19 protein-coding genes are annotated in these 24,590 nt (G+C 33.7%); 7 read left to right on the forward strand and 12 right to left on the reverse strand.

Annotated elements, in window-relative coordinates; all coding sequences use genetic code 11:
* The first annotated feature begins 102 nt into the window (after window positions 1–102).
* Window positions 103–2,709, forward strand: coding sequence for an ATP-dependent chaperone ClpB (gene clpB / locus PK35_RS08935; protein ID WP_044626355.1), 2,607 nt, complete (start codon window positions 103–105; stop codon window positions 2,707–2,709).
* A 325-nt stretch (window positions 2,710–3,034) separates the two neighbouring features.
* Entirely contained in the window at window positions 3,035–3,778 is a 744-nt protein-coding gene (gene deoC / locus PK35_RS08940) for a deoxyribose-phosphate aldolase (protein ID WP_044626356.1), read from the forward strand.
* 1 nt (window position 3,779) lies between these two features.
* On the opposite strand, the gene PK35_RS08945 is transcribed toward deoC, so the two are convergent.
* The 7 genes from PK35_RS08945 to PK35_RS08975 form a co-directional block, all read right to left on the reverse strand.
* Window positions 3,780–4,640, reverse strand: a complete 861-nt coding sequence (locus tag PK35_RS08945) for a 5-oxoprolinase subunit C family protein (protein ID WP_044626357.1) — start codon at window positions 4,638–4,640, stop codon at window positions 3,780–3,782.
* Window positions 4,633–5,364 carry a 5-oxoprolinase subunit PxpB gene (gene pxpB / locus PK35_RS08950; RefSeq protein WP_044626358.1) on the reverse strand — a complete coding sequence of 244 codons (732 nt, stop codon included), beginning with the start codon at window positions 5,362–5,364 and terminating at the stop codon, window positions 4,633–4,635. Before pxpB ends, PK35_RS08945 begins: the two co-directional genes overlap by 8 nt.
* 3 nt (window positions 5,365–5,367) lie before the next feature.
* A complete protein-coding gene (gene pxpA, locus PK35_RS08955) occupies window positions 5,368–6,108 on the reverse strand; it encodes a 5-oxoprolinase subunit PxpA (RefSeq protein WP_044626359.1) in 741 nt (246 codons plus the stop codon).
* Window positions 6,108–7,340: an Nramp family divalent metal transporter gene (locus tag PK35_RS08960; RefSeq protein WP_044626360.1), complete on the reverse strand. Its 1,233-nt coding sequence runs from the start codon at window positions 7,338–7,340 to the stop codon at window positions 6,108–6,110. Before PK35_RS08960 ends, pxpA begins: the two co-directional genes overlap by 1 nt.
* Window positions 7,337–8,452: a DUF2891 domain-containing protein gene (locus PK35_RS08965; protein WP_044626361.1), complete on the reverse strand. Its 1,116-nt coding sequence runs from the start codon at window positions 8,450–8,452 to the stop codon at window positions 7,337–7,339. The genes PK35_RS08960 and PK35_RS08965 overlap by 4 nt, the downstream gene beginning before the upstream one ends.
* 96 nt (window positions 8,453–8,548) lie before the next feature.
* Window positions 8,549–9,253 (reverse strand): hypothetical protein, encoded by a 705-nt coding sequence (locus PK35_RS08970; protein ID WP_044626362.1) that lies wholly within the window; start codon window positions 9,251–9,253, stop codon window positions 8,549–8,551.
* Window positions 9,254–9,873: 620 nt separating this feature from the next.
* Window positions 9,874–11,409, reverse strand: coding sequence for a YifB family Mg chelatase-like AAA ATPase (locus PK35_RS08975; RefSeq protein ID WP_044626363.1), 1,536 nt, complete (start codon window positions 11,407–11,409; stop codon window positions 9,874–9,876).
* Window positions 11,410–11,685: 276 nt separating this feature from the next.
* On the opposite strand from PK35_RS08975, the gene PK35_RS08980 reads away from it, so the two are divergent.
* From PK35_RS08980 to PK35_RS09000, 5 genes are read left to right on the forward strand one after another with little or no spacing between them, the layout of a single operon-like run.
* On the forward strand, window positions 11,686–12,198 hold the full coding sequence (locus tag PK35_RS08980) for a hypothetical protein (RefSeq protein WP_044626364.1): 513 nt from the start codon (window positions 11,686–11,688) through the stop codon (window positions 12,196–12,198).
* Window positions 12,199–12,209: 11 nt separating this feature from the next.
* Window positions 12,210–12,854: a hypothetical protein gene (locus PK35_RS17155; RefSeq protein ID WP_052825944.1), complete on the forward strand. Its 645-nt coding sequence runs from the start codon at window positions 12,210–12,212 to the stop codon at window positions 12,852–12,854.
* The gene (locus PK35_RS08990) at window positions 12,824–13,585 is read left to right on the forward strand and encodes a sensor histidine kinase (RefSeq protein WP_044626365.1); all 762 of its coding nucleotides are present in this window, start codon (window positions 12,824–12,826) and stop codon (window positions 13,583–13,585) included. Before PK35_RS17155 ends, PK35_RS08990 begins: the two co-directional genes overlap by 31 nt.
* Window positions 13,572–14,213, forward strand: coding sequence for a response regulator transcription factor (locus PK35_RS08995; RefSeq protein ID WP_044626366.1), 642 nt, complete (start codon window positions 13,572–13,574; stop codon window positions 14,211–14,213). The genes PK35_RS08990 and PK35_RS08995 overlap by 14 nt, the downstream gene beginning before the upstream one ends.
* An 8-nt stretch (window positions 14,214–14,221) precedes the next feature.
* Window positions 14,222–15,718, forward strand: coding sequence for an SLC13 family permease (locus PK35_RS09000; protein WP_044626367.1), 1,497 nt, complete (start codon window positions 14,222–14,224; stop codon window positions 15,716–15,718).
* Here the strand turns inward: PK35_RS09000 and PK35_RS09005 are convergent.
* The 5 genes from PK35_RS09005 to PK35_RS09025 form a co-directional block, all read right to left on the reverse strand.
* Window positions 15,686–17,977 (reverse strand): FdhF/YdeP family oxidoreductase, encoded by a 2,292-nt coding sequence (locus PK35_RS09005; protein WP_044626368.1) that lies wholly within the window; start codon window positions 17,975–17,977, stop codon window positions 15,686–15,688. The genes PK35_RS09000 and PK35_RS09005 overlap by 33 nt on opposite strands.
* 81 nt (window positions 17,978–18,058) lie before the next feature.
* Window positions 18,059–19,012, reverse strand: coding sequence for a YheT family hydrolase (locus PK35_RS09010; protein ID WP_044626369.1), 954 nt, complete (start codon window positions 19,010–19,012; stop codon window positions 18,059–18,061).
* 74 nt (window positions 19,013–19,086) lie between these two features.
* Entirely contained in the window at window positions 19,087–19,821 is a 735-nt protein-coding gene (locus PK35_RS09015; protein ID WP_044626370.1) for a LytR/AlgR family response regulator transcription factor, read from the reverse strand.
* Entirely contained in the window at window positions 19,818–22,007 is a 2,190-nt protein-coding gene (locus PK35_RS09020) for a tetratricopeptide repeat protein (RefSeq protein WP_044626371.1), read from the reverse strand. Before PK35_RS09020 ends, PK35_RS09015 begins: the two co-directional genes overlap by 4 nt.
* A 115-nt stretch (window positions 22,008–22,122) precedes the next feature.
* Window positions 22,123–24,492: a leucine-rich repeat domain-containing protein gene (locus tag PK35_RS09025; RefSeq protein ID WP_044626372.1), complete on the reverse strand. Its 2,370-nt coding sequence runs from the start codon at window positions 24,490–24,492 to the stop codon at window positions 22,123–22,125.
* Between the last annotated feature and the right edge of the window lie 98 nt (window positions 24,493–24,590).

Raw genomic sequence — 24,590 nt, forward strand, 5'->3', positions numbered from 1 at the left:
CCGTCATTTTGTCTTCCTAAATATATTGGTAAGATAATTGACTTATAGCTATGAAAAAGAAAATTATAATCCGCGTAAAGCGACATTAAAAATTTAAAACCTATGAACTTTAATAATTATACCATAAAATCGCAAGAAGCCATACAGCAGGGGCAGCAAATTGCGCAGGGTTTTGGGCATCAGCAAATAGAAAACGAACACCTGTTTAAAGGTGTTTTAGAGGTGGACGAAAATGTCCTACCATTTATATTGAAAAAACTGAACGTAAATATTTCCATTTTACAGCAAGCTTTAGATAAACAATTGGAAAGTTATTCTAAAGTTGCAGGTGGAGAGCTTATGTTATCGCGAGAAGCTGGAAAAAGCTTAACTGAAGCATCGGTAATCGCTAAAAAGATGAAAGATGATTTCGTATCTATCGAGCACCTCATTCTAGCCATTTTTAAATCGAAAAGTAAAATTTCGCAAATGCTAAAGGATCAAGGTGTAACCGAAAATCATTTAAAATTAGCTATTGAAGAACTTCGTAAAGGTGAAAACGTAACGTCGCAAAGTCAAGAAAACACTTATAATTCGTTAGCTAAATACGCAAAAAATTTAAATCAGTTAGCCAAAGACGGCAAATTAGATCCGGTAATTGGTCGCGATGAAGAAATTCGACGCATACTTCAAATTTTATCTCGTAGAACCAAAAATAACCCCATTTTAGTTGGCGAACCTGGTACTGGTAAAACCGCTATTGCCGAAGGTTTAGCACACCGAATTATTGATGGCGACGTCCCTGAAAACCTTAAGGAAAAACAAATTTTTGCCTTAGATATGGGTGCACTTATTGCGGGCGCTAAATATAAAGGTGAGTTTGAGGAGCGTTTAAAATCGGTTATAAAAGAAGTGACCACAAGCAACGGCGACATCGTGTTGTTTATTGATGAAATACACACGCTTGTTGGCGCTGGTGGCGGACAAGGCGCTATGGATGCGGCCAACATTTTAAAACCTCCTTTAGCGCGTGGCGAACTTAGAGCCATTGGTGCAACTACTTTAGATGAATACCAAAAGTATTTTGAAAAAGACAAAGCTCTAGAGCGTCGTTTTCAAAAAGTAACGGTTGACGAACCCGATACCGAAAGCGCCATTTCGATACTTCGTGGTATTAAAGAAAAATACGAAACACACCATAAAGTACGCATTAAAGATGAAGCCATTATTGGTGCGGTAGAGTTATCAACCCGATATATTACCAACCGTTATTTACCAGATAAGGCCATCGATTTAATGGATGAAGCTGCCTCTAAATTACGCATGGAAATCAATTCGAAACCTGAAGAATTAGATGTTCTAGACCGCAAAATAATGCAGCTTGAAATTGAAATTGAAGCTATAAAGCGTGAAAAAGATGAAGCGAAATTAAAATCGTTACGAAGTGATTTAGCTAATTTAAAAGAGCAACGCAATGAAATTAATGCCAAATGGAAAAGTGAAAAAGAAGTCGTTGACAACATACAAAACACAAAACAAGATATTGAAAACTACAAACTGGAAGCCGAAAAAGCAGAACGCGATGGTGATTATGGTAAAGTAGCTGAATTACGCTACGGAAAAATAAAAGAAGCTCAAGAACAACTTGAAGTCTACCAAAAACAATTGCAAGCACAGGCCGAAAATTCGTTAATTAAGGAAGAAGTGACTTATGATGATATCGCCGAAGTGGTTGCAAAATGGACCGGTATTCCTGTTACTAAAATGCTGCAAAGTGAACGCGAAAAGCTATTAAATCTTGAAAAGGAATTACACAAGCGCGTTGTGGGGCAAGAGGAAGCTATTGAAGCCGTAAGCGATGCGGTGCGCCGTAGTCGTGCTGGTTTACAAAATCCGCAAAAACCAATTGGAACCTTCTTATTTTTAGGAACCACTGGTGTTGGTAAAACGGAGTTAGCAAAAGCTTTAGCTGAATACTTATTTGATGATGAAAATGCCATGACCAGAATTGATATGAGCGAATATCAAGAACGTCATGCGGTAAGCCGATTAGTGGGTGCACCTCCGGGATACGTTGGTTATGATGAAGGCGGACAATTAACGGAAGCTGTTCGTAGAAAACCATATTCTGTAGTGTTGCTAGATGAAATTGAAAAAGCACATCCAGATACGTTTAATATCCTGTTACAAGTGCTTGACGAAGGCCATTTAACCGATAACAAAGGTCGTGTAGCCGATTTTAAAAACACCATTATCATCATGACTTCAAACATAGGAAGCCATATTATACAAGAGCGTTTTGAAGCAACAAAAGATATCGATTCGGCCATTGAAGCTGCAAAAGTTGATGTTTTAGGTTTACTAAAACAAAGCGTACGCCCTGAGTTTTTAAACCGTATAGACGATACCATAATGTTCACGCCGCTAAGTGCAAAAAACATTAAAGATATTGTTGGCTTACAATTAAAAAGCCTTACAAAAATGATTGCAAATCAAGGCATTACGTTTGACGCTACCGAAGAAGCTGTTAATTACCTAGCAATAAAAGGCTACAATCCCGAGTATGGCGCACGTCCTGTAAAACGTGTTATTCAAAAGGAAGTATTAAATGCTTTAAGTAAAGAAATTTTAGCAGGTAAAGTAACAACAGATAGTATCATTTTACTCGATGCTTTTGATGATAAACTAGTTTTTAGAAATCAAGGCGATTTAGTAGCTCAAAACGCTTAAAACCCATATAAGAGATGAATAAAGCTTAAACTTTTCGATAAAACGCACCTAAAAGTAATCGGATTTTTAACTCATAAGAATTCGGTTACTTTTTCAATTCTTATAAATCTCATATTGATTTTCAATAAATTACTAGCTGTAAGCTTAATTTTAAGTTGGTTCTAAAAAAAATCAACAATTTGGTGTTAATAAAAATGAGCAAATCTTCGATAAACGGTTGCTTTTTATCTTTAATTTAGCATCACAATTGCAAAACACTTATTAGTAATTCTATACTAATGCGTTGCTTTTTTTCGTTAAAAATTAACACCCTATACAACAACTAATGAACATATCACACTTTATTGATTATACACTTGTAGCGCCCTCAACTACCGAACATGAAATTATAGATCATTGTTATAGTGCCAGAAAAAACGGGAACTACGCGGTAACAATAAACAGTTGTTATGTGCCGTTAGCCAAACAATTATTGGCCGATAGTGTTATTAAAACCTGTGCCACTATTGGATATCCATTTGGTTTTGCTGACACAAAAGCTAAAGTTTTCGAGGCTACCCAAGCCATAAATGTTGGAGCCGACGAAATTGAAATGGTTATTAATTTAGGCTACTTAAAAAGCAGAAATTACGTTTCGGTTTTAAAAGATATTTTTGAGGTAAAACAAGCTATTGGTAACATACCGCTTAAAGTTACCATAGAAATTTCGGAATTAACTAAAAACGAAATTATTAAAGCCTGTGAAATTTGTTTAGATGCACGAGTAGATTACATAAAAACTTCAACTGGATTCTCGAAAAGTGGTGCGACTTTAACCGCCGTTAAAATCATTAAGAAAACGGTAAAAAATAAAATAAAAATTATTGCTTCTAGCGGTATAGACGATTACGAATCTATTTTAAAATATATTGAAAGTGGTGCCGATTTAGTTGGAACTTCAACAAACGTGATGCAAGTAAATAAAACGCAACAAGCAAGAAACTCGAAGATTTTCAAACAATATATTGATAACTTGGAGCATAAGCAGAATACCGAAAACCACGCCAAAATATTAAAAGAAATGGATTAATTCATTTCTTTTTTTTTGCCTTCAATTTAAAACTCACACTCGCTCCTGTAAACTTTTGAGCCAAAATATTTAAGGCTTCCTCGGTTAATTGAAGTACACGTGGATAACCTCCCGTGGTTTGGCAATCGCGCATTAACACAATTAATTTTCCAGAAGGTGTTAATTGCACTGTACCGGGTAAAACAGCCGAAGTTATAATGGGCTCTAAAGTATTTTCTAAGGTCTCAGCTAACTGATACGCCATTCTATTATTGTCTTTTGAAATGGTAAACGGTTGAGACAACAACTGTTCTTGTTGTTCTTTAGAAAGTAAATCGAATTCCGCACCTTTAAAAACTTCAATAGTTGAGGATTTTAAATAATCATCATTAAATTTAATTGAAGCAAATGAAGGCCTATAATTCGATGGTATGGTATTATAACTTAACGCATCGCCTTTTTTAATGATTTGGTTTTCAGTTATTGTTGCATACATCGATTTACTTCCTAAAACGGTTGGTGTTTTAAATCCACCCAAAACCGCCAAATAAGCTCTAAAACCTTGTTTTAATTTCCCAAAGGATAATACATCTCCAGAATTGACAACAATAGCCTTATATCTTAATATTTTTGTATTGTTGATTTTAGTATCCATATCGGCTCCAGAAATAGCAACAACCGTAGGTTGATTAAACTGAACTTTAGCACCTAACATGGTCATTTCTAAAACAGCTTCATTGGGATTATTTCCTAAAATCGCATTAGCAAAAGTCGCTGCCTTTTTATCCATTGCACCAGAAAAAGGCACTCCGATGTATTGGTGATTGTTTCGCCCAAAATCTTGAACGCTCGTATAAAATCCGGCATGTAAAACTTTAAGCATTAATCACCTCGCTTTCTATTAAATATACATCATGTGCCACTAAGGTGTTGATGTCGTTAAATTCCTCTTTTGAAATTTGATAAAACTGAATACAATCACCAGCTTTAGCAAAACAAGGCTCACTTTTATTTACATTAAAAAAATTGATTGGCGTTTTACCAATTATATTCCACCCACCCGGGCTATCACTAGGATAAACACCTGTTTGATTACCACCAATGGCCACCGAACCTTTATCTATTTGCTGTCTTGGTGTGGCTTTTCGAGCTGTTGCAAGCATATCGTCTAATCCGCCTAAATATAGAAATCCGGGTAAAAAACCAATAAAATAAACTTTGTAAATGGCTTTTGAATGTCGTTCGATTATTTCTTCAATAGATATATTTTTTTCTTTTGAAATAAACTCTAAATCAATTCCAAAACTACTGTCGTAGCACACTGGTATTTTCCACAATTTTTGCCTTAGCTGAATAACTTCGGCTTTGCTCGAATAGATATCTTTTAATTGATTAATGATTGCGTCAAAATCATCAATTTCTTTTTTAAAATGAATTAAAAGCGATTGATAAGCATGCGTTAAACTCATAATTTTAAAACCTTCAGAAGCTTCTATTTTAGCTTTAAACTGAAGGATGTCATTTAAAATAGCTTCATCAATTACTTTAGGCCATTCTACTAAAATAGATTTTTCGTTATAGGGTTTGTATGTTAATTTATGATTCATAAACTAACTTACAAAGAGGTTTTTCAACTTTAACTGCTCCGTCAAATAGTATAATAATGTTTCGGCATTCGGATTATCTCCATGAACGCAAAAGGTTTCTGCTTTAATATCTATTTTGGCATTATTTACAGTTAAAACTTTCTGTTCAGTTACCATGGTGTAAACATGCTTAAAGACTTCTTCGGGATCTTTTATCACAGCATTTTCATGTATTCTTGAAACTAATGTTAAATCCTCATTATAATTTCTATCGGCAAATCCTTCAAAAACAACTTCGATATTATTTTTAAGGGCTAAATATGCTAATACCGATTTATAAGGCGCATATAATTTCACCTTAAATGGTAGTTGGTTTATAGTTTCAATTACGGCTCTTGCAGCTTCCGCATCAATTGCTGCGAGATTATATAAAGCACCATGAGGCTTTATGTGGTGAAGTGTCGCATTCGCTTCATTTAAAACTCGAAGTAAATCTCGAATTTGATTCAATAACGACCTAATTAAATCCTCGTAAGAGATATTCAACACCTTCCGCCCAAAATTAACTTTATCTGGAAACGAAGGATGTGCACCTATTTTAACATGATGTTGTTGCGCTAATTTTACAACAGTTCGCATAGTAGCTTCGTCTCCTGCGTGACCACCACAAGCAATGTTACAAGACGACACTAAAGGTAACAACTGCGCTTCATTACCTGTGCCCTCGCCTACATCTACATTGATATCGATATATTGTTTTTCCACTAAAACAGATTTAAACTGAATACTTTATTAAGTGTTGCTAGTGAAAGTAAGATACTAATTAATAAGATTAAAAACCCAAAAATATTTTGTTTGATTGCGTTTTTATGTCTTCCTAAAACGGAAGATTTATTGACTATCCACAATAAAAAGGCTGCAATAAAAGGTAACAAAATACCATTGGACACTTGGGCAAATTTAATAATATCGATAGGTTTTAACCCTACCGAATACAGCACAACGCCTAACCCTAAAACAAGCATCCAAACGGCTCTGAATTTTGAATTTTTAAGATTGGAAGTCCACCCAAAACATCCACTGGCTACGTAAGCTGCAGCTAATGGCGCGGTAATAGCACTGGTTAAACCTGCTGCAAACAACCCAACCGACAAAAAATATTTTGCGAACCTACCGAATAATGGCTCTAAGCCTTTTGCTAAATCGGTAGCGCTAGTTATCGTATCACCTTGAATAGACGCCGCTGAAATAATAACAGCCATGGACACCAATCCGCCTAAAATAACCGAAATCATAGTATCTTTTCTGGCTAGTTTTAAATCTTCAGTGGTTTGCCATTTTTCCTTTACCAATGATGCGTGCAAAAACAAATTGTAAGGTACCACGGTAGTACCAATTAATGCAATTATTAAAAGTAGACTGTCATCTGGAAAACTGGGTATAAATGCACTTTTTAAGATTAATGACAAATCTGGTTTCGTTAAAATTGCCGAAAATAGAAAAGCTAAACTCATCACTATAACTAAACCCAACAACACCCGCTCTAAAACTTTATAATTACCAAAATAAAGCAATACAAAAGCTAAAACGCCCAAAACCAAACTAAACCAATTGAATGTAACGCCACTAACTTGTGTATTTGCAGTACCAAAAAGGGTTTCTAGCCCCAAAACGCCACCCGTAATATTTCCTGCTTCGTAAGCTGCATTCCCTATTACAATAGCAGAAAACATGAGTAACACCACTAAGATTTTGAATATAGGATGTTTAATTTCGGTTCTAATAATTTCCGATAAGCCTTTTTGAGTTACAATACCTATTCTAGCCGACATTTCCTGTAACACAACAGTTGCAATAATAGATAGCACCATGGCCCACAGCAGTGCAAAACCAAAATTTACACCTGCAAGCGTACAAACCGTAACTGTACCGGGGCCAATAAATGCTGCTGCAATTAATGGCCCCGGACCTATATTTTTAAACCAGTTTTTCATTATTGTGGCATTCCGTTTAACGCATAAATAGCAAAACTACCCAACCAATGTCCGCCTTCGTAGTTATCGCCAAAAATACTTGGTAAGGAATGATTGATGTGATAATTTGCTACATTTTGTAAATGTTGGTATTCTGGTAAGCCTTTTGATATTTTGTAGAAATTCCATGCGCGTGAAAAGTTTACACCATCTAAATGCACTAAATGACCATCGGATCTATCGGAAACTAAACCAACTTCTAGCTTGTAGTTTTTGTTTTTAAGTTCTGGTAAAAACGCATTTAACCATGTTTTAAATTCATTTTTTGGTAATAAGCGTTTCATTAAAGCGGCTTCTTCCAAACACGGTGATAAAAAGTCGCTCCCACTTGGTTCCCAACTCATCGGACAATTAATATCATTTAAAAAGAAATATTTGGCGCGCTCTGTAATGGTCATTTTTAAGGCTTCATGATTTACCGTTTCGGCATAATCGTAAGCGAAATTGAGTCCGAAAGCAGTATTTGTATGCGTTCCTACACGTTGTGGATAATTTAATTTAGGTAAAAAGGCAATGTATTTTTCTGCAATTAAATCGGTTAGTGGTTGTAAGTTACTTTCCAAAGTTCTTGCGGTTTCGCTATCCCAAGTATGTAGCTCTTCGGCTAATTTTAACAACCACGCCCATCCATAAGTGCGCTCGAATGATTTGTTATGTTCCCCTTGAAAATATTCAATTTCTTTGGCTATATTTTCTTTTGAAATATTATTTAGAAGTCTCGCTTTTATGCCTTCAGCATCATCAATATTAGGAAACTGTTTTAACAAACTCACTAAACTCCAATGTCCGTGCACCGAAGAATGCCAATCGAAACAACCATAAAATGCAGGATGCAATGTGCTTGGTGCTTTTAAATCGGAATCACTACCTAAGGTTTGAGACAACTTATTTGGGTACTCGTTGTTTATACAATGTAATGGTAAACCTGCAAGCTTATGGGCTTGCTCTAAATTTAGAGTTGGCTTTTCGGCTATTTCTACCTTTTGATTTGTGCTTTGTTCAGTTGAAGTTTGCTGTTTTGAGTTGTTACAACTGAAAATAGCGAAAAAAATAATGGCTATTATTCGTTTTTTCATAGTGTAAATCTATTAAAAGATTGCCAATATTTGTCTTAAAATCGACTCTAAAACAACTAACAGAATAGAACGACAGAAAAATTTAAATTAACCTTATTATTCCTTAGTTGTTTTGTCTTTATAACTTTTTATTATGTCAAAAGTATAACAAGCTTTTATACCAAAGGTGGTAGCCATTTTATTTTTAAAAATATTATTATCACTAACATCGAATGCTACTTGTGGGGATTCATCTACTAAAAATTGCTTATTATTTGAACCATATTCTTGTACAAACCAATCTCTTGGTTGACGTACATTGAAAAACTCAATGGTTGCTACAATCATCATACTTCCAGCAAATTTATGACCAATACCAAAACCAAAATCAAGCATATTAAAAAAATCTTGATTGTCACTTGATTGATTAATAGATATAGGGTTTACAAAAGTTATGAATGTTAAACCATAAGGTACTCGAATGCTATCATTTATTTTTAATGTCTTTCCTGTATAAGCTATACCTAAACTAAAATTACTTTTGAAGTTTTGAGCCTTTTCTATTAAAACATTTTTTGTAGCTAAATCAACAACTGGATTTTGGTATAAATCTTTTAGAATATAACTACCTCCTATTCCCGCAATAAATGATATTTTTTGGTCACCCTTAATAACGCCACCCACCTTTGTTGTATCTATAACATTTTGTTTAGTTAGATCTGTTTGTTTTTGAGTATTTCCTTCTTCATTTTTTGATTTATTTTGACCGATAATGAGATTTACACAAATGAGTAAAAAAAATAATGTGATTGATTTTTTCATAATTAATAGTTTTTGGTTAGTAGAAATTATTAACGCATTGGATTTTCCAAGGCTATCAAATCACTATTAATTATCTAAGGGAATCTAAATATAATAAATTTTAACAATAAATCACTTACAAAATATGTTTTTTATGATTATTGAAATAAATTGATAAATCTTTTGTAAATACCGAAATTACATGTAGGTAAAAGTTAACATTATTTTCACATAAGCAAATGAATATGAAAAGATTAACTAAACATATAGTTTATGGTGAGTTATTAAATTTTGATTTTAAAGTATCATTATATCATCAAAACTTATATATCTAAATATAAAACCAAATAAGACTAGAATTATGGTCATTAATTGACACCACTTTAAGGGCTGTACTTTAGGAAGCGATATTTCTAAATTAAACTTTATCATAACTATTAACTTCAATCGATTTGCTTTGTATTATCAATTTTTATCTTTTCGCAATATTTTTTAGTATTACAAAGTTAAATACAGTATCAAAAGTCAAATCATAATAAAGATGTATTTGAAAAACACAAAAACTTTAAAAGCACGTAACCACTCTAACGCTCGTTTTTAACGAGTTCCATCAATAAAAAAAATCCGGTTCGCGCAGAAATTTACCCCAACCACCCATCTCTATCTAAACTTCTGTATTGAATAGCTTCACTGATATGGCTACCGTTAACTTTTTCGGAACCTTCTAAATCGGCAATGGTTCGAGATACTTTTAGAATACGATCGTAAGCTCTAGCTGATAAATTTAAACGTTCCATAGCCGTTTTTAAAAGTTCTTTTGAAGCATCATCTAACACACAATATTTACGTATTTGCTTGGTATTCATTTGGGCGTTGTAATGCACGGTATCGCTTTCGGCAAAGCGTTTGGTTTGCACTTCTCTGGCTTTGGTAACACGTTTACGAATTTCAACTGAAGTTTCGCCTTTTCTATCATCGCTTAATTTATCGAAAGGCACGGGTGTTACTTCAATGTGAATATCGATTCTATCTAACAACGGACCTGAAATTTTACTCAAATAGCGCTGCATTTCGGCAGGACTTGATGTTACAGGAGCATCCGGATCGTTAAAATAACCTCCAGGACTCGGGTTCATACTGGCAACCAACATAAACGACGACGGATAAGTTACCGTAAACTTAGCACGTGAAATGGTCACTTCTCGATCTTCGAGAGGCTGACGCATAACTTCTAAAACTTCCCGTTTAAATTCTGGTAACTCGTCTAAAAACAACACGCCATTGTGCGATAAGGAGATTTCTCCCGGTTGCGGATAACTACCACCGCCAACCAAAGCCACATTTGATATGGTATGATGCGGACTCCTAAACGGGCGTTGTGCCATAAGTCCGCTATCTTTTACACGCCCAACAACCGAGTGTATTTTGGTGGTTTCGAGTGCTTCGTGAAGCGTCATAGGAGGTAAAATGCTTGGTAAACGTTTGGCTAACATAGTTTTTCCTGCACCTGGTGGCCCTATTAAAATAATATTATGTCCGCCAGCTGCAGCAATTTCCATACAACGTTTTATGCCTTCTTGTCCTTTTACATCAGCAAAATCGAACTCTGGAAAATCGAGACTTTTTTCAAATTCTTTTCTGGTATCAATAATGGTTTGCTCTAAGGCTTCACCTTTATCGAAATAGTTTATAACTTGTTTAATGTTTTCAACACCATAAACCTCTAAATCATTTACAATGGCAGCTTCTTTAGCGTTTTGTTTAGGTAAAATAAAACCTTTAAACCCTTCTTCTCTAGCTTTTACTGCAATTGGTAATGCGCCTTTTATGGGTTGCAATGTGCCATCGAGCGAGAGCTCTCCCATAATTAAATAGCGTTCTAAATTATCGGCTTTAATTTGGCTTGTTGAAGCCAAAATACCAATGGCTAAAGTTAAATCGTAGGCGCTACCTTCTTTTCGTAAATCGGCAGGCGACATATTAATTATTATTTTTTTTCCTGGTATTCTATAACCGTTATTTTGTAGTGCCGCTGCAATACGGTAGTTGCTTTCTTTTATGGCATTATCGGGTAATCCTACTAAGTGATAGCCAATACCTTTGTCTACATTTACTTCAACAGTTATGGTGGTGGCTTCAACGCCAAAAACGGCACTTCCAAAAACTTTTTTTAGCATATAATTGGTTTATTCAATTTTAAATGTAAGAAAAGTATTTTTAATATTTGGATTAATTCGTCATTTTAAAACCATATAATCGCTTCATTTTACCATGGTTTCTTAGGGTGTTTTTCCCCTTTTTTAAAGGAAAAAGGCCGTTTATTAAAAAACGAGCCTTGATACACAATTAATTTTCAGAACTTTAAACAAATCTTACTAAAAACAAAAAAACGAGGATGTGAGATTTTTAATATTAATCTGTATTTTTATAAAAACCTCTAAACAATCATTATTATGAAAACTAAATGTAATTTTTTAACCTTAACAGCAGCGTTTGGTATATCGCTTTTGTTCTTTTCCTGTGGCACAAAAACATCGGACCAAAAAGACAACAATAAAGCGCCGTCGCAATCTATTAGTTATGAATACGCCAACGAGCTTGAGGAAGAATTTAAAACAACCCGAGCAGAAATACTTAATAAAAATTTAGGGTTTGAAGATTCCCGCGAGTTTTTATTTTCGTTAGATTCATTAAAACGTTATATCGCCTATTTTGAACGCGAAGCACAAAAAAAAGGCTATAATAATTTGGGGCTTCGAGTTTATTTAGGCGCATATCCTGAAAGTAAAAAATTTCCAGATCCAGGGCGAGCAACTGTATTTTTTGTGCCAACTGGAAACAAAATAAGATCTCAAGGTTCGGTTGCACCTACTGTATTTCCAATGGTTCTTGCTAGCGAAAATATTAGTGATATTCCTTCGTACAATTATGGTCAAGCAGGACGTCCACCAGAAGAATTAGAATAATTTAAGAATACATGGCGCTTCCCGAAATTTTATCTTATGCCGTTAATCTACTTGAACTAATTGCCGCAATTGTTGCATTGGTTAACTACAAAAAGTACGCTCAATCTACCGAGCGCTACTTTTTGCATTTTTTATGGTTTACCGTTTTTGTTGATACCTTTATTGGGCTATTTATTTTATCTTTTTACGAAATTAACCGAACCTTAGTGTATTACATTTACACGGGTTTTAGCTTTTGTTTTTACTTTTGGTGGTATTATCGAGTTTTACAAAAGAAATGGCACAAAAGCATAAGTATAGTACTAGGGGCAATATTTTTATGTGTTTTTTTATTAGGATTTCAAACAAATGGATCGCAAAAATTTATATTTATAATTGGCGCTTTTTTTGTACTTATTTTAACCGGGTTTCACCTTTTACAACTTTCAAACTCAAGCTATACCTTAAAAATTAAGCACAAACTTAGTTTTTGGATAAGTACAGCTTTAGTACTTTTTAATATTGGCATGTTTCCGTTAATTCTCATGTCCGATTATTTTAAAGTACGTATGGATAACCTCGTGTTTACCAATATTTTATTTTTACTTAACTTGGTGTTGTACACCTGCTATATAATTGGGTTTATATGGACGAAAAAGAAATACAATCATTTTTAGTAATATCGTCGGTAGTATTATTGGTTATCATTTTTACCATGATTTCACTTTTTTTATTATTTCGAAAAAAGAAGAACGACTTATTGCTTGAAAAAAAATTAGCCGAACAAAAATTTGAACAAGAAATTGCCAAAACACAAATTGAAATTCGGGAAGAAATTTTTAGAAATATAAGCTGGGAATTACACGATAATATTGGACAACTACTCACTCTAGCCAAAATACAATTGGTTAATAATTTATCGACGGACGAGGTAAAAGACACCATAAGTAAAAGTATTAAGGAACTTAGAACCTTATCAAAATTAATAAACCCAGAAGCCTTAAAAAACATTGAATTAAAACAGGCTATACAAGATGAAATTGATAGATTTAACCGTTTAAATTTTATTAAAGCAAACCTGGTTATTGAAGGCGAAACCAAAGCATTGGATCATAAAACCGAAATTGTTTTTTTTAGAATGCTGCAAGAGTTTTTTTCTAATACCATAAAACACGCCAAAGCATCAAATTTATGTGTAACACTAAAATATTTACCTAATATGTTAATGGTTATAGCAAAAGATAATGGCTTAGGATTCGATATTACCAATACTGAAAATGCAGGTATTGGACTTATAAACATAAAAACAAGAGCTAAATTGGTTAAGGCCGAAGCCGAAATATGCTCGAAAATTAACGAAGGTACGCAACTAACTATAACATACCCTTACCAAAATGGAAACTCATAACGTTGTCATTGTAGAAGACCACAATTTACTGTCTCAAGCTATCGCTGGATTAGTAAACTCATTCGAAAATTTTAATGTGTTATACACGTGTAAAAATGGAAAAGACCTTTTAACAAAACTAAAAACACCTAGCAACGTTCCTGATATTATTTTAATGGATGTTAATATGCCCATTTTAAACGGTATTGAAACCACCGAAATACTAAAAATTGAACACCCAAATATAAAAGTATTAGCCCTTTCGGTTGAAGAAAACGAAACCACAATTATAAAAATGCTTAAAGCTGGCGCAAAAGGCTATTTGCTAAAAGATGTTGAAAAAGATGTGTTAGAAACAGCCTTAATTGAAACGATGATACACGGTTATTATCACACCAAAGATGTATCGAATATTTTAATTAATTCCCTAACTGAAGATACTTCGGGAGGTATAAAACTAAAAGAACGCGAAATTGAATTTATAAAATACACTTGCTCGGAAATGACTTATAAAGAAATTGCCGAAAAAATGTTTTTAAGCCCTAAAACTATTGATGGTTATCGCGATAACTTATTTACCAAACTACAAATTAAAAACCGCATAGGTCTAGTACTTTATGCCATAAAAAATGGTATTTTTAAGGTTTAAACCACCATATGCAAGCTAAACGAATCGGTCTATTTTTAGGGCCTCTACTCTACTTTTTTATTAGATCCTTTTTTTATCCGGAAGGTTTATCGCCTGCTGCTAATGGAATTTTAGCATCAACCGTCTGGATTGCCATTTGGTGGATTACCGAAGCCATCCCAATTGCTGCAACAGCTTTATTGCCTATTATTTTGTTTCCGCTTTCTGGAAGTTTAACTATTGCCGAAACCACAAGTGCTTTTGGCCATAAATTTGTGTTTCTTTATTTGGGTGGTTTTATTATTGCAATTGCAATTGAAAAATGGCAGCTTCATAAACGCATTGCCTTAAACATTATAAACCTTATTGGATCGAACATTAAAAAAATTATTCTTGGGTTTATGATTGCTACAGCGTTTTTATCGATGTGGATTTCTAACACAGCTACTTCCGTAATGATGCTTCCTATTGGTATGGCTATTGTTAATCAGTTAAAAGACAACCCAAAAACCATTAAAAACGAACATACCAATTTTGGTAAAGCTCTTATGCTTGCTATTGCTTATAGTGCTTCTATAGGCGGTATTGCTACACTAATTGGCACACCACCAAACTTAGTGTTAGCAGGAGTTGTTGCCGAAACCTACAATTACGAAATTACGTTTAGCCAATGGTTTATTTTTGGGTTTCCAATTGCTATGGTACTGCTTTTTATCTGCTTTAAATATTTAACAACGGTTGCCTTTAAGTTTACACAAAATGAATTTCCTGGAGGTAAAACCGAAATAAAAAGTCAATTAAAAAAGTTAGGGAAAATGACTTTTGAAGAGAAATTAGTTAGCTTAGTTTTTGCAGCAACTGCTTTTTGTTGGATAACCCGCTCGTTCTTACTTCAACAAATATTACCAAAGCTAGACGATACCATTATTGCCATATCCTTTGCTTTAATATTATTTTTAATGCCTACAAAATCAAAAAACCAAAAGCTGCTAAGTTGGAAAGACGCTAAAAATTTACCTTGGGGCATTATTTTACTTTTTGGCGGTGGAATGGCTTTGGCTAAAGGTTTTGAAACTTCGGGTTTGGCACAATGGCTTGGTAACACCATAACTGGTTTTATTGGTTTAAATACCTTTATTTTAATTTTAGTAATAGTTGCTGCCGTAAATTTTTTAACCGAAATAACTTCAAATTTGGCCACTACGGCCATGTTACTTCCTGTGCTAGCTCCAATGGCTTTAAGTATAGATCTACATCCGTTTATCTTAATGGTAAGTGCAACGGTTGCAGCTTCATGTGCTTTTATGCTTCCCGTTGCTACACCTCCGAATGCCGTGGTTTTTGGTTCGGGTTATTTAAAAATTCCAGATATGGTAAAAAAAGGATTTATTTTGAACGTCATTTCCATTATCATCATTACCATTTTTATCTATTTTATTCTCCCTGAAGCTTGGGTAATCGCCATTGAAGGTTTCCCCGAACATTTAAAACAATTAAGCTTCGATAGTAATTACAACGCTCTTTGATGCAGGTGTTTTAGCTGTATGCGCAAAATTATCGATTGGTACTAACACGTTAGTCTCAGGAAAATACGTAGCACAACAATGCTTTGGAATATTGTAAGCTACAACCTTAAATTTGTTGGCACGACGCGTAACACCATTAAATTCTGATTTTAAATTAACAACTTGAAGCTCTTTTAATCCACGCGCTTCCATATCTGCTTTATTCATAAAAATGATGCGCCTTTCGTTGTAAACACCGCGATATCTATCATCTAAACCATAAATTGTTGTATTGAATTGATCGTGACTTCTTATCGTCATCATTATCAATTCATCATTTTTCAACTTCCAATTAGGCATCTTATTTTTAGTGAAATTTGCCTTACCTGTTTTGGTATTAAATTGTCTTTCACGAGCACCATTTGGCAAATAGAAACCTGCTGGTTTTTGAAGCTTGGTATTGAAGTTTTCAAACCCAGAAACAACCTCAGCAATATCGTTTCTTACCAAAGTATAATCATCTTTATAAGCCAACCAATCAATATTACTTCTATGCTTTAAAGTAGCATTAGCAATACCACAAACCACTGCAACTTCACTCATTAAATCCTTAGAACAAGGTTCTAAAACACCTTTTGTTGAAGATACAACACCCATAGAATTTTCTACACTTTGTATTTGTAAACCTGATTTTTGAATATCTTTTTCCGTTCTGCCTAAGCATGGTAAAATCAAAGCTTCTTTACCTGTAACCAAATGCGAACGGTTTAATTTTGTACTCACATGAACCGTTAAATTACAGTTTGCTAATGCTTGTGATGCGTAACTGGTATCTGGCACTGCCGAAATAAAATTACCACCCAAACCAAAAAACACTTTAGCTTTGTTTTCATACATGGCTTTTATGGCATCTATAACGGCATAACCATGTTTAGCTTTGGGTTTAAAACCATATTTCGCTTCAATTTTATCGAGAAACGCTTGTGGTGCTGCTTCCCAAATACCAACCGTTCTATCGCCTTGAACATTGGAATGTCCGCGCACAGGACAAGTACCTGCGCCTTCTTTACCAATACTACCTTTTAACAATAATAAGTTAACCACCTCACGAATATTATCCACCGCATTTTGGTGTTGCGTTAAGCCCATAGCCCAACAAATAATGATTTTGTCGTTGTTTAAAATCAGTTCGAAAATAGCTTCAAACGTATCTATATCGATACCTGATGCTTCTAAACAAGCATCGAAATTGTAAGTTTTCAAATCTGCTATAAACGCATCGTAACCAGCAGTAAATTCATTTATAAATGCCTTATCGAAAACTGTTCCTGTGGCTTCTTCCTTTTCTAATAATTTTAAAAGAATCGCCTTAAACAAAGCCACATCACCGTTTATAGTGACCTGAGCAAACACATCGGCTATTTGTGTGCCGCCTGTTAATAATTTTATAGGATCTTGCGGATTGGTGAATTTTAATAATCCTGCTTCGGGCAACGGATTCACAGCTATTATTTTACCGCCATTTTGTTTACATTTTTCTAATGCCGATAACATTCTTGGGTGGTTGGTTGCGGGGTTTTGTCCAATAACCATAACCACCTCGGCTTTGTATAAATCGTCTAATGTTACCGAGCCTTTACCAATTCCTAAAGTTTCAGAAAGTGCGCTACCACTAGCTTCATGACACATATTTGAGCAATCTGGCAAATTGGTAGTACCGTATTCGCGCACAAATAATTGATACAAAAAAGCAGCTTCGTTTGTGGTTCTTCCTGAAGTATAAAAAATAGCTTCATCTGGACTTTCCAAAGCATTTAAATGCGCACCCACTTTGTTAAAGGCTTCTTCCCAAGAAATGGGTTGATAATGTGTTGCGCCTTCGGCTAAAAAAAGAGGTTCTGCTAAACGTCCCGACTTACCAATTTCAAAATCCGACCAACCGGCTAATTCTTCTACCGAATGATTTTCGAAAAAACGATAATCGATGGTATTTTTTTGAGCTTCTTCAGCAATGGCTTTTATACCATTCTCACAGTATTCACCAATGCTTGAACGTTCATCATCTGGGTCGGGCCATGCGCAACCCGGACAGTCAAATTCGCCCTTTTGGTTAATTTTAAGCGATAATTTTACACCATCCTTTACATTCATGTATTTTGTAACCTGACTTATAGAAGATTTTAAAGCGCCAAAACCAACACTATTTGTTGGTGGGGTTTTAAGTTTTATTTTGGTAAACTTTTCGGGTGTTAAAGCTTTGTTACTATGGGAATCGCTCATTTTTCTTCTTTTTATGTAAAATTATAGCTTAAACAAAAACGAGCCAAAAAATAAGTTTTAATATTACGCTAAAGTTTTAAATCATTCTGTGATAAACTCCAAAGCTCGTTTTTCGTTATAATACACATTATTTTTATCAATAAAACCAACATGTCCACCATATTCTGGCATTTCTAAAAATAGATTTTTATTGCCTTTAGCCTCCTTTACAGGAAAACACTCAGGAGATAAAAACGAGTCGTTAAGTGCATTTATAATTAAGGTTGGGATATTGATATTTGGCAAAAATTGTAAAGAACTATTTTGCGTGTAATAATCGACGGCATCTTTGTAACCATGAGCTTTAGCAGTATAAACGGTATCGAAATCGAATAAGGTTTTTATGCTATTTAAGGTATCCATCGAGATATAATTGGGGTAGCGCTCTTGTTTTGCTTTTAAAGCTTTAAGCAAATCTTTTAAAAACATATCATGATATGGCTTGTTTTTTATTTTGCTTAGCTCCTGGCACGACCCGTGCAAATGACAAGGCACCGAAACAGCCACAGCTTTTTTTAATTCTTTGGGAAGAACGGTTTCTTCGCCCAAATATTTCAACAAAATATTTGCGCCAAGACTTATACCTTTAATATAAATTTCACTGTATTTATTTAGGCGAATAGCATATTGTACAACTTCTTTTAAATCGGGCGTAAAACCAGAATGATAGGTGTAGTAATTTAAATTTGGTTCCCCGCTACAACCTCTAAAATTAACTGCTAAAGCATCAAAACCATGCTCATTAAATAATTTGGCAGTTCCTGTAATATACGGCCTTTTAGCATGCCCTTCTAAGCCATGAAGTAAAATAATAAGTTTATTTGTTTTTTGGCTTGAAAAACTCCAATCTAAATCTAAAAAATCGTTATCGCTTAATACTAAACGTTCGCGTTCCTGGATTAAATTTACGCTGCGCACGAGTCCGGAATACACCGTAGCAACAAATCCGTTTTTAAAATAAAATGGTGGTTTATAAGTATGCTGAATTAGAGGCATCGTTTAAATTTTCAATCGAAATAGAATTTAAACTCTAAGATAGAAAATTAAATAAGAAATAAAACATACTGCTACTAGCTATTTGAGCTTAAAAAGGCTTTTACAAAATGATCTTTTTTGCGCGACGAAACAGGTATTTTTTTACCATTTTTAAGATAAATAACGCCGACTTTTTCATATTTGTCAATAAACTGTAAATTAACAATATACGACTGATGCGGACGCACAAACCCATTTAAGGTTAACTGCTTTTCAAACTCTTTGAGAGTTTTAGATACTAAATATTTTTTACCCAAATTGGTATAAAAGGTGGTATAACCTTTATCGGATTCGCAATACATTAATTCCTTTAAATCGATAACCTGAAAACTATCATGAAGCGATAAAATAATTTTAGAAGTATCGTTACTCCAAACGGCTTTTACGGTTTTTATTTGCTCTTTTTGTTGTGTTACAGCAAGCGTTTTTACCTTGTTTATGGCTTGTTCGAGTTCTTCAATATCAACAGGTTTCAAAATATAATCAACGGCGCCAATTTTTAATGCTTTTAGCGCGTATTCTTCGTAAGCCGTAATAAAAATAACTTTAAAATTTAAATGTTCGGTTTGCTCTAAAAAATCGAACGCATTGCCATCAATTAAATTAATATCTAAAAAAATAAGTTCGGGTTTACATGCATTGGCAACAACCACAGCATTTTTAACCGATTCGCATTCGCCTAATACCTCAACATTGGTTTCAATAAGTTGTAATAAATTTAGCAGGCCTTTGCGTATATAGTCCTTATCTTCAACAATTAAAGCTTTCATACTACTTTTACTAATTTATAAGGCAACAATAGAGTAACCATAGTACCTTGTTTATTATAGTTTTGTAAATCTTCAATGGTTACCCAACCTTTCATATTAAAATCGGTTGATAACATTTTTAAACGTTCGGATGTTATTTTTGTTGATAATGATGTTTTTTTCGAATTTTTAAGGTTTTGGTTGGCGTTTATCCCTACACCATTATCGGTAATGGTACAAATTAATTTATGGTTTGAAAAATTTAATATAACATCTATTTTCTTAGGACTAATAGTATCTACAAATGCATGTTCTACGGCATTTTCAACAAATGGCTGAATAAGCATTGGAGGCACAAGTAAAGCCTCACTATTTACAGAGTCGTTAACCTTAATAGTATATTGGTAGGCTTGATTTTCTAAATTTTGAAGTGCCAAATAGTTTTCAACCGCACTAAGTTCGTTTGATAATAATACTGTTTTATCTCTTGAATTTTCGAGTGTTAATCGCATTAATTTTGAAAATTTCGATAAATATTTAACCGATTTTTTATTTTCCTTATTTAAAATCATGCCTTGTAATACGGATAAGGAATTGAAAATAAAATGTGGTGTCATTTGCGAACGCAACAACTTTTGTTCTATCATGGCATTCTTGGTTTCTGCTTCGGCGTTTTTCAACTTTTGAAAAAATATTACGGAGCCCAATATCATAGAAATTAAAAGCACTCCAATAACAGCCCATAGATAATTACGTTGTGTTTTTGCTAAATCTTTATTGGTTTCGTTTACTGTTTTGGTTAATTCTAATTCTCTTATACTTGCAGAATCTAACTGCTTTTGATACTTATATTCGTATTCTAATTGTGTTATTTTTTGAATATTTTCTTTATTGAAAATGCTATCATTTAAAATTTTAAAATTTTCGTGACTAGCTAAAGCCTGTTTGTATGCACCTTTTGCCTTATAAACATCGGCAAGAATACTATAAGCTTGTTTATGAAATTCCAATAAATTTACATTTTCGGCAATATTTTTAGCTTTTGTGGCATACGTTTTAGCCAAATTAAATGCTTTTTGTTTAAAATAGGTTTCGGCCAAACCTAAATATGCCCCACATAAATTTTCTCTACTTTCTGTATCTAAACTTATTTCCATTGATTCTGTAAAGTAAATATGAGCTTTTTTATAATCTTTAAGCGTTAAATATGCCTTTCCAATATTATTGAGTATATATGGCGTCTCACTGTTAGCGCCAATATCTTTAGCTAATTTTAAAGCTTTTAAATAATGGTTTAACGCCTCGCTATAATTGCCACTTTCATTATAAATTGCTCCCATAACATTTAGGGTTATAGCAACACCTAATTTGCTATTAATACGCTCATAAATGCCCAAAGACCTTTTGTAAGCAACCATTGCTTTATCGTAATATTTTTGAATTTTATAAATCGCACCTATGGAAACAAGGTTATGAGCCATACTTATACTATCGCCTAATTTTTCGTTAATGTATAAGGATTTGCTTTGATGATTGAGTGCAAGCGGGTAATTGCCCATAATATTATAAACAATACCTAAATTATTTAAACTGTACGCAATACGTTCTTGATTGTTTTCAGATTCGGCAATTGAAATAGCTTTCTTTAAATAAAAAATAGCTTCGCCTAAATCGCCTAATTGTTCGTAAGCAGTACCTAAATTTAATAAACTCGCCGAAAGATTGTTGCTTCCTATTTCCTCTTCTATGGTTATCGCTTCTTTAAAATGCTCAATAGATTTTCGCAGTTCGCCTTTATTCCTTAAAGTAATACCCATGGCGTTGTAGCAATTAGCTATTCCTTTTTTATATTGAATAGTTACATACAAATTTAAAGCTTCGCTGTAATAATTAAGAGCTTGACTGAAGTTAGATTGTGTGGCTTCGGTAATACCTTTTATATACACACTTCTTGCTATTCCCTTTTTAAAGTTAATGGATTTAGCTAAAGTATTTGCCGCTTCTAAGTAGTTTAAAGAGGTTTTAACATCTCTACTAAAAAAAGAAAATGCAAGGGCATTTAAAAGATTTACTTTTATAGAATCTTGTTTTTTGTGTTGCAATAATTCTGTTTTTAAACTATCTATTCTAGCATTTTGCGCCGATACTTTAAAAACAAGGAATAAACCAAATAAGCATAAAATTATTAATCTTCTATTAAATCTCATAAATAAAATAAGGTATAAATACTAAGAAACAATTTATTTAACAATAAACCGCAAGCCATTAGTTAAAACTGCTTGCGGTTTGGTTAAACTCCAAAAGGATAATTAATAGCATTTTTTATTTCGCAAACTTTTTTACCATTTGGCCTTTATTAAATTTAAGCCTTAAAATATATACACCGCTTGCTAAGTAATTGGTGTTTATCTTATTTTCTTGCCCCGATTTTACTTTAACTCCAGATAAATTATAAATGGTATAGTTTTGTAATGTAACATTATTTGAGGTAACAACAGTTAACCCATTATAAGTTGAAATTACCTTAACATAATTTGCAATTTCAAAATTAACTTTACTTAAGGTATTTATTTCTGTAATTGTATTAAACCCAGTCCAACTATTGGCTAAATAACTATTTTTTGTGTGCTTTGGTACCATTAAATCTATACCACTTCGATCTCCATTAACGTCAAAAGAATCGTTATTTCCAGTTACAACTGTTGGCGGGGTTGTTGCAAGAGATTTAACCGATACCAAAGGGTTAGCTGCAAAAGCTAAAGCTTCAATATTTGCAACATTTTTTGGTAAAGTAATTTGTGTTAAGTTATTGCCTGCAAATGCTGCCAAAGCTATAGTGTTTATGTTCTCTCCTAAAGTTAAACTACTTAAATTATTGTTGGCAAAGGCCTGCGAACTTATAGTAACAACACTTTCTGGTATGGTAAGGTTTGTTAAATTATTGGTGTTAAAAGCCTTAATACCTATACTTGTTACACCCTCTGGAATTGTAACAGAAGTAATACCCTTATTTTCAAATGCCGAATTCCCAATAGATTTAACCCTATAAGTTACGCCATTTTCTTCAACGGTTGTAGGTATGTTTAAATTGGTTCCTCCTGCAATATCATAATCAATTAATTCGATGGAATTAGTAGTCGTTGAAATCACCATAAAGGTGGCATCATTTGATATAAAGGTTTCATTAAGTAGTAAAGATTCAGAAACCGAATTAAATCCTGTCCATTTTGCATTGGTATCCGTAACATAAACTCCAGTAGTGCCATTGGGAATTACTAAATCTATAACAGATCGATCATCAAAAGCATCACCAGTTCCCGCATTAGGAATATTAGGAGGTGTTGTATTTAAACTTGTTACACTAGTTAAAGGATTGTTCATAAAAGACCAACTTTGTACATTGCTAACACTTGCTGGTATACTAACCGAAGTTAAATTATTATGCTGAAATGCAGAACTTCTAATTTCGGTAACGGTATTAGGAATTTCTACACTATTTAATTGCTTTGCAGAAAAACTACTAGGACCAATATTGGTAACACTATAAGTAACGCCTCCATAAGCAACATTGCTTGGTATAACAACATCGGCGCCTCCTGCTGTATTATACCCAATTGTTCTTACGGTTGAAGCCGATGTGACTTCGTATGATATATAATCTAATTCGAAAATTGCCGCATCTGAAACCGAATTAAAACCTGTCCATTTTGCATTAGCATCGGTAACATAAACGCCCGATGTACCAAATGGAATGATTAAGTTAATTGTCGATCGATCATCAAACACATCTCCAGTTCCCGCATTAGGAATAAAGGGTGGTGTAGTATTTAAACTAGTAACACTTGTTAACGGATTATTCATAAAAGACCAACTTTGCACATTGCTAACATGTTCTGGAATTACAACCGATGTTAAATTATTATGCTGAAATGCAGAACTTCTAATTTCTGTAACGGTACTAGGAATTTCTACACTATTTAATTGTTTTGCCGAAAAAGAACTTGGGCCAATATTAGTTACACTATAAGTAACACCTCCATAAGTAACACTGCTTGGTATAACAACATTGGCACCTCCTGCTGTATTATAGCCAATAGTTCTTACCGTTGAAACCGACGTTACTTCGTAAGTTATAAAATCGATGACAAAAGTTGGCGTATCCGAAACCGAATTAAAACCTGTCCATTTTGCATTAGCATCCGTAACATAAACGCCCGATGTACCAAATGGAATGGTTAAGTTAATTGTTGATCGATTGTCAAACGCATCTCCAGTTCCCGCATTAGGAATAAAAGGAGGTGTAGTATTTAAACAGGTTACGCTAGTTAATGGATTGTTCATAAAAGACCAACTTTGCACATTACTAACATGTTCTGGAATTACAACCGATGTTAAATTATTATGCTGAAATGCAGAACTTCTAATTTCTGTAACGGTGCTAGGAATTTCTACACTATTTAATTGTTTTGACGAAAAACAACTCGGACCAATATTTGTAACGACATAAACCGCCCCAAGATAAGTTACCGATTCTGGAATAATTACATCTGCCCCTCCTGCCGTATTATAAGTCGTTGTTCGTACTGTGTTAGAAGAGGTCACTTCATAAGTAATAAAATTGTCTGTAAAGGTTTGCGATTGCCCTAAAAAGGCGTACAAAATTGCAACTAAAAAAAGTAATGATTTTTTCATGTTAAATAGATTTAAAGGTTTATAAAATCTAATTTACATGACTAAATCTTTCTTAAACACAGCTAATAAATATCCGTTAGGTTTTAAGTTATAAACGT

Origin of the sequence: Neotamlana nanhaiensis (assembly GCF_000943555.1) — a bacterium.
In the GTDB taxonomy this organism is placed as follows: Bacteria; Bacteroidota; Bacteroidia; order Flavobacteriales; family Flavobacteriaceae; genus Neotamlana; species Neotamlana nanhaiensis.

What these genes read in the sequence shown, in the direction of transcription:
- pxpB (WP_044626358.1), bottom strand. Translation starts at nt 5,364, where the DNA reads ATGAATCATAAATTAACATACAAACCCTATAACGAAAAATCTATTTTA.
- PK35_RS08945 (WP_044626357.1), bottom strand. Translation starts at nt 4,640, where the DNA reads ATGCTTAAAGTTTTACATGCCGGATTTTATACGAGCGTTCAAGATTTT.
- PK35_RS09010 (WP_044626369.1), bottom strand. Translation starts at nt 19,012, where the DNA reads ATGCCTCTAATTCAGCATACTTATAAACCACCATTTTATTTTAAAAAC.
- PK35_RS09000 (WP_044626367.1), top strand. Translation starts at nt 14,222, where the DNA reads ATGCAAGCTAAACGAATCGGTCTATTTTTAGGGCCTCTACTCTACTTT.
- clpB (WP_044626355.1), top strand. Translation starts at nt 103, where the DNA reads ATGAACTTTAATAATTATACCATAAAATCGCAAGAAGCCATACAGCAG.
- PK35_RS17155 (WP_052825944.1), top strand. Translation starts at nt 12,210, where the DNA reads ATGGCGCTTCCCGAAATTTTATCTTATGCCGTTAATCTACTTGAACTA.
- PK35_RS08965 (WP_044626361.1), bottom strand. Translation starts at nt 8,452, where the DNA reads ATGAAAAAACGAATAATAGCCATTATTTTTTTCGCTATTTTCAGTTGT.
- PK35_RS09020 (WP_044626371.1), bottom strand. Translation starts at nt 22,007, where the DNA reads ATGAGATTTAATAGAAGATTAATAATTTTATGCTTATTTGGTTTATTC.
- PK35_RS09005 (WP_044626368.1), bottom strand. Translation starts at nt 17,977, where the DNA reads ATGAGCGATTCCCATAGTAACAAAGCTTTAACACCCGAAAAGTTTACC.
- PK35_RS08980 (WP_044626364.1), top strand. Translation starts at nt 11,686, where the DNA reads ATGAAAACTAAATGTAATTTTTTAACCTTAACAGCAGCGTTTGGTATA.
- PK35_RS09015 (WP_044626370.1), bottom strand. Translation starts at nt 19,821, where the DNA reads ATGAAAGCTTTAATTGTTGAAGATAAGGACTATATACGCAAAGGCCTG.
- PK35_RS08990 (WP_044626365.1), top strand. Translation starts at nt 12,824, where the DNA reads ATGGACGAAAAAGAAATACAATCATTTTTAGTAATATCGTCGGTAGTA.
- PK35_RS08995 (WP_044626366.1), top strand. Translation starts at nt 13,572, where the DNA reads ATGGAAACTCATAACGTTGTCATTGTAGAAGACCACAATTTACTGTCT.
- PK35_RS08975 (WP_044626363.1), bottom strand. Translation starts at nt 11,409, where the DNA reads ATGCTAAAAAAAGTTTTTGGAAGTGCCGTTTTTGGCGTTGAAGCCACC.
- deoC (WP_044626356.1), top strand. Translation starts at nt 3,035, where the DNA reads ATGAACATATCACACTTTATTGATTATACACTTGTAGCGCCCTCAACT.
- PK35_RS08970 (WP_044626362.1), bottom strand. Translation starts at nt 9,253, where the DNA reads ATGAAAAAATCAATCACATTATTTTTTTTACTCATTTGTGTAAATCTC.
- PK35_RS09025 (WP_044626372.1), bottom strand. Translation starts at nt 24,492, where the DNA reads ATGAAAAAATCATTACTTTTTTTAGTTGCAATTTTGTACGCCTTTTTA.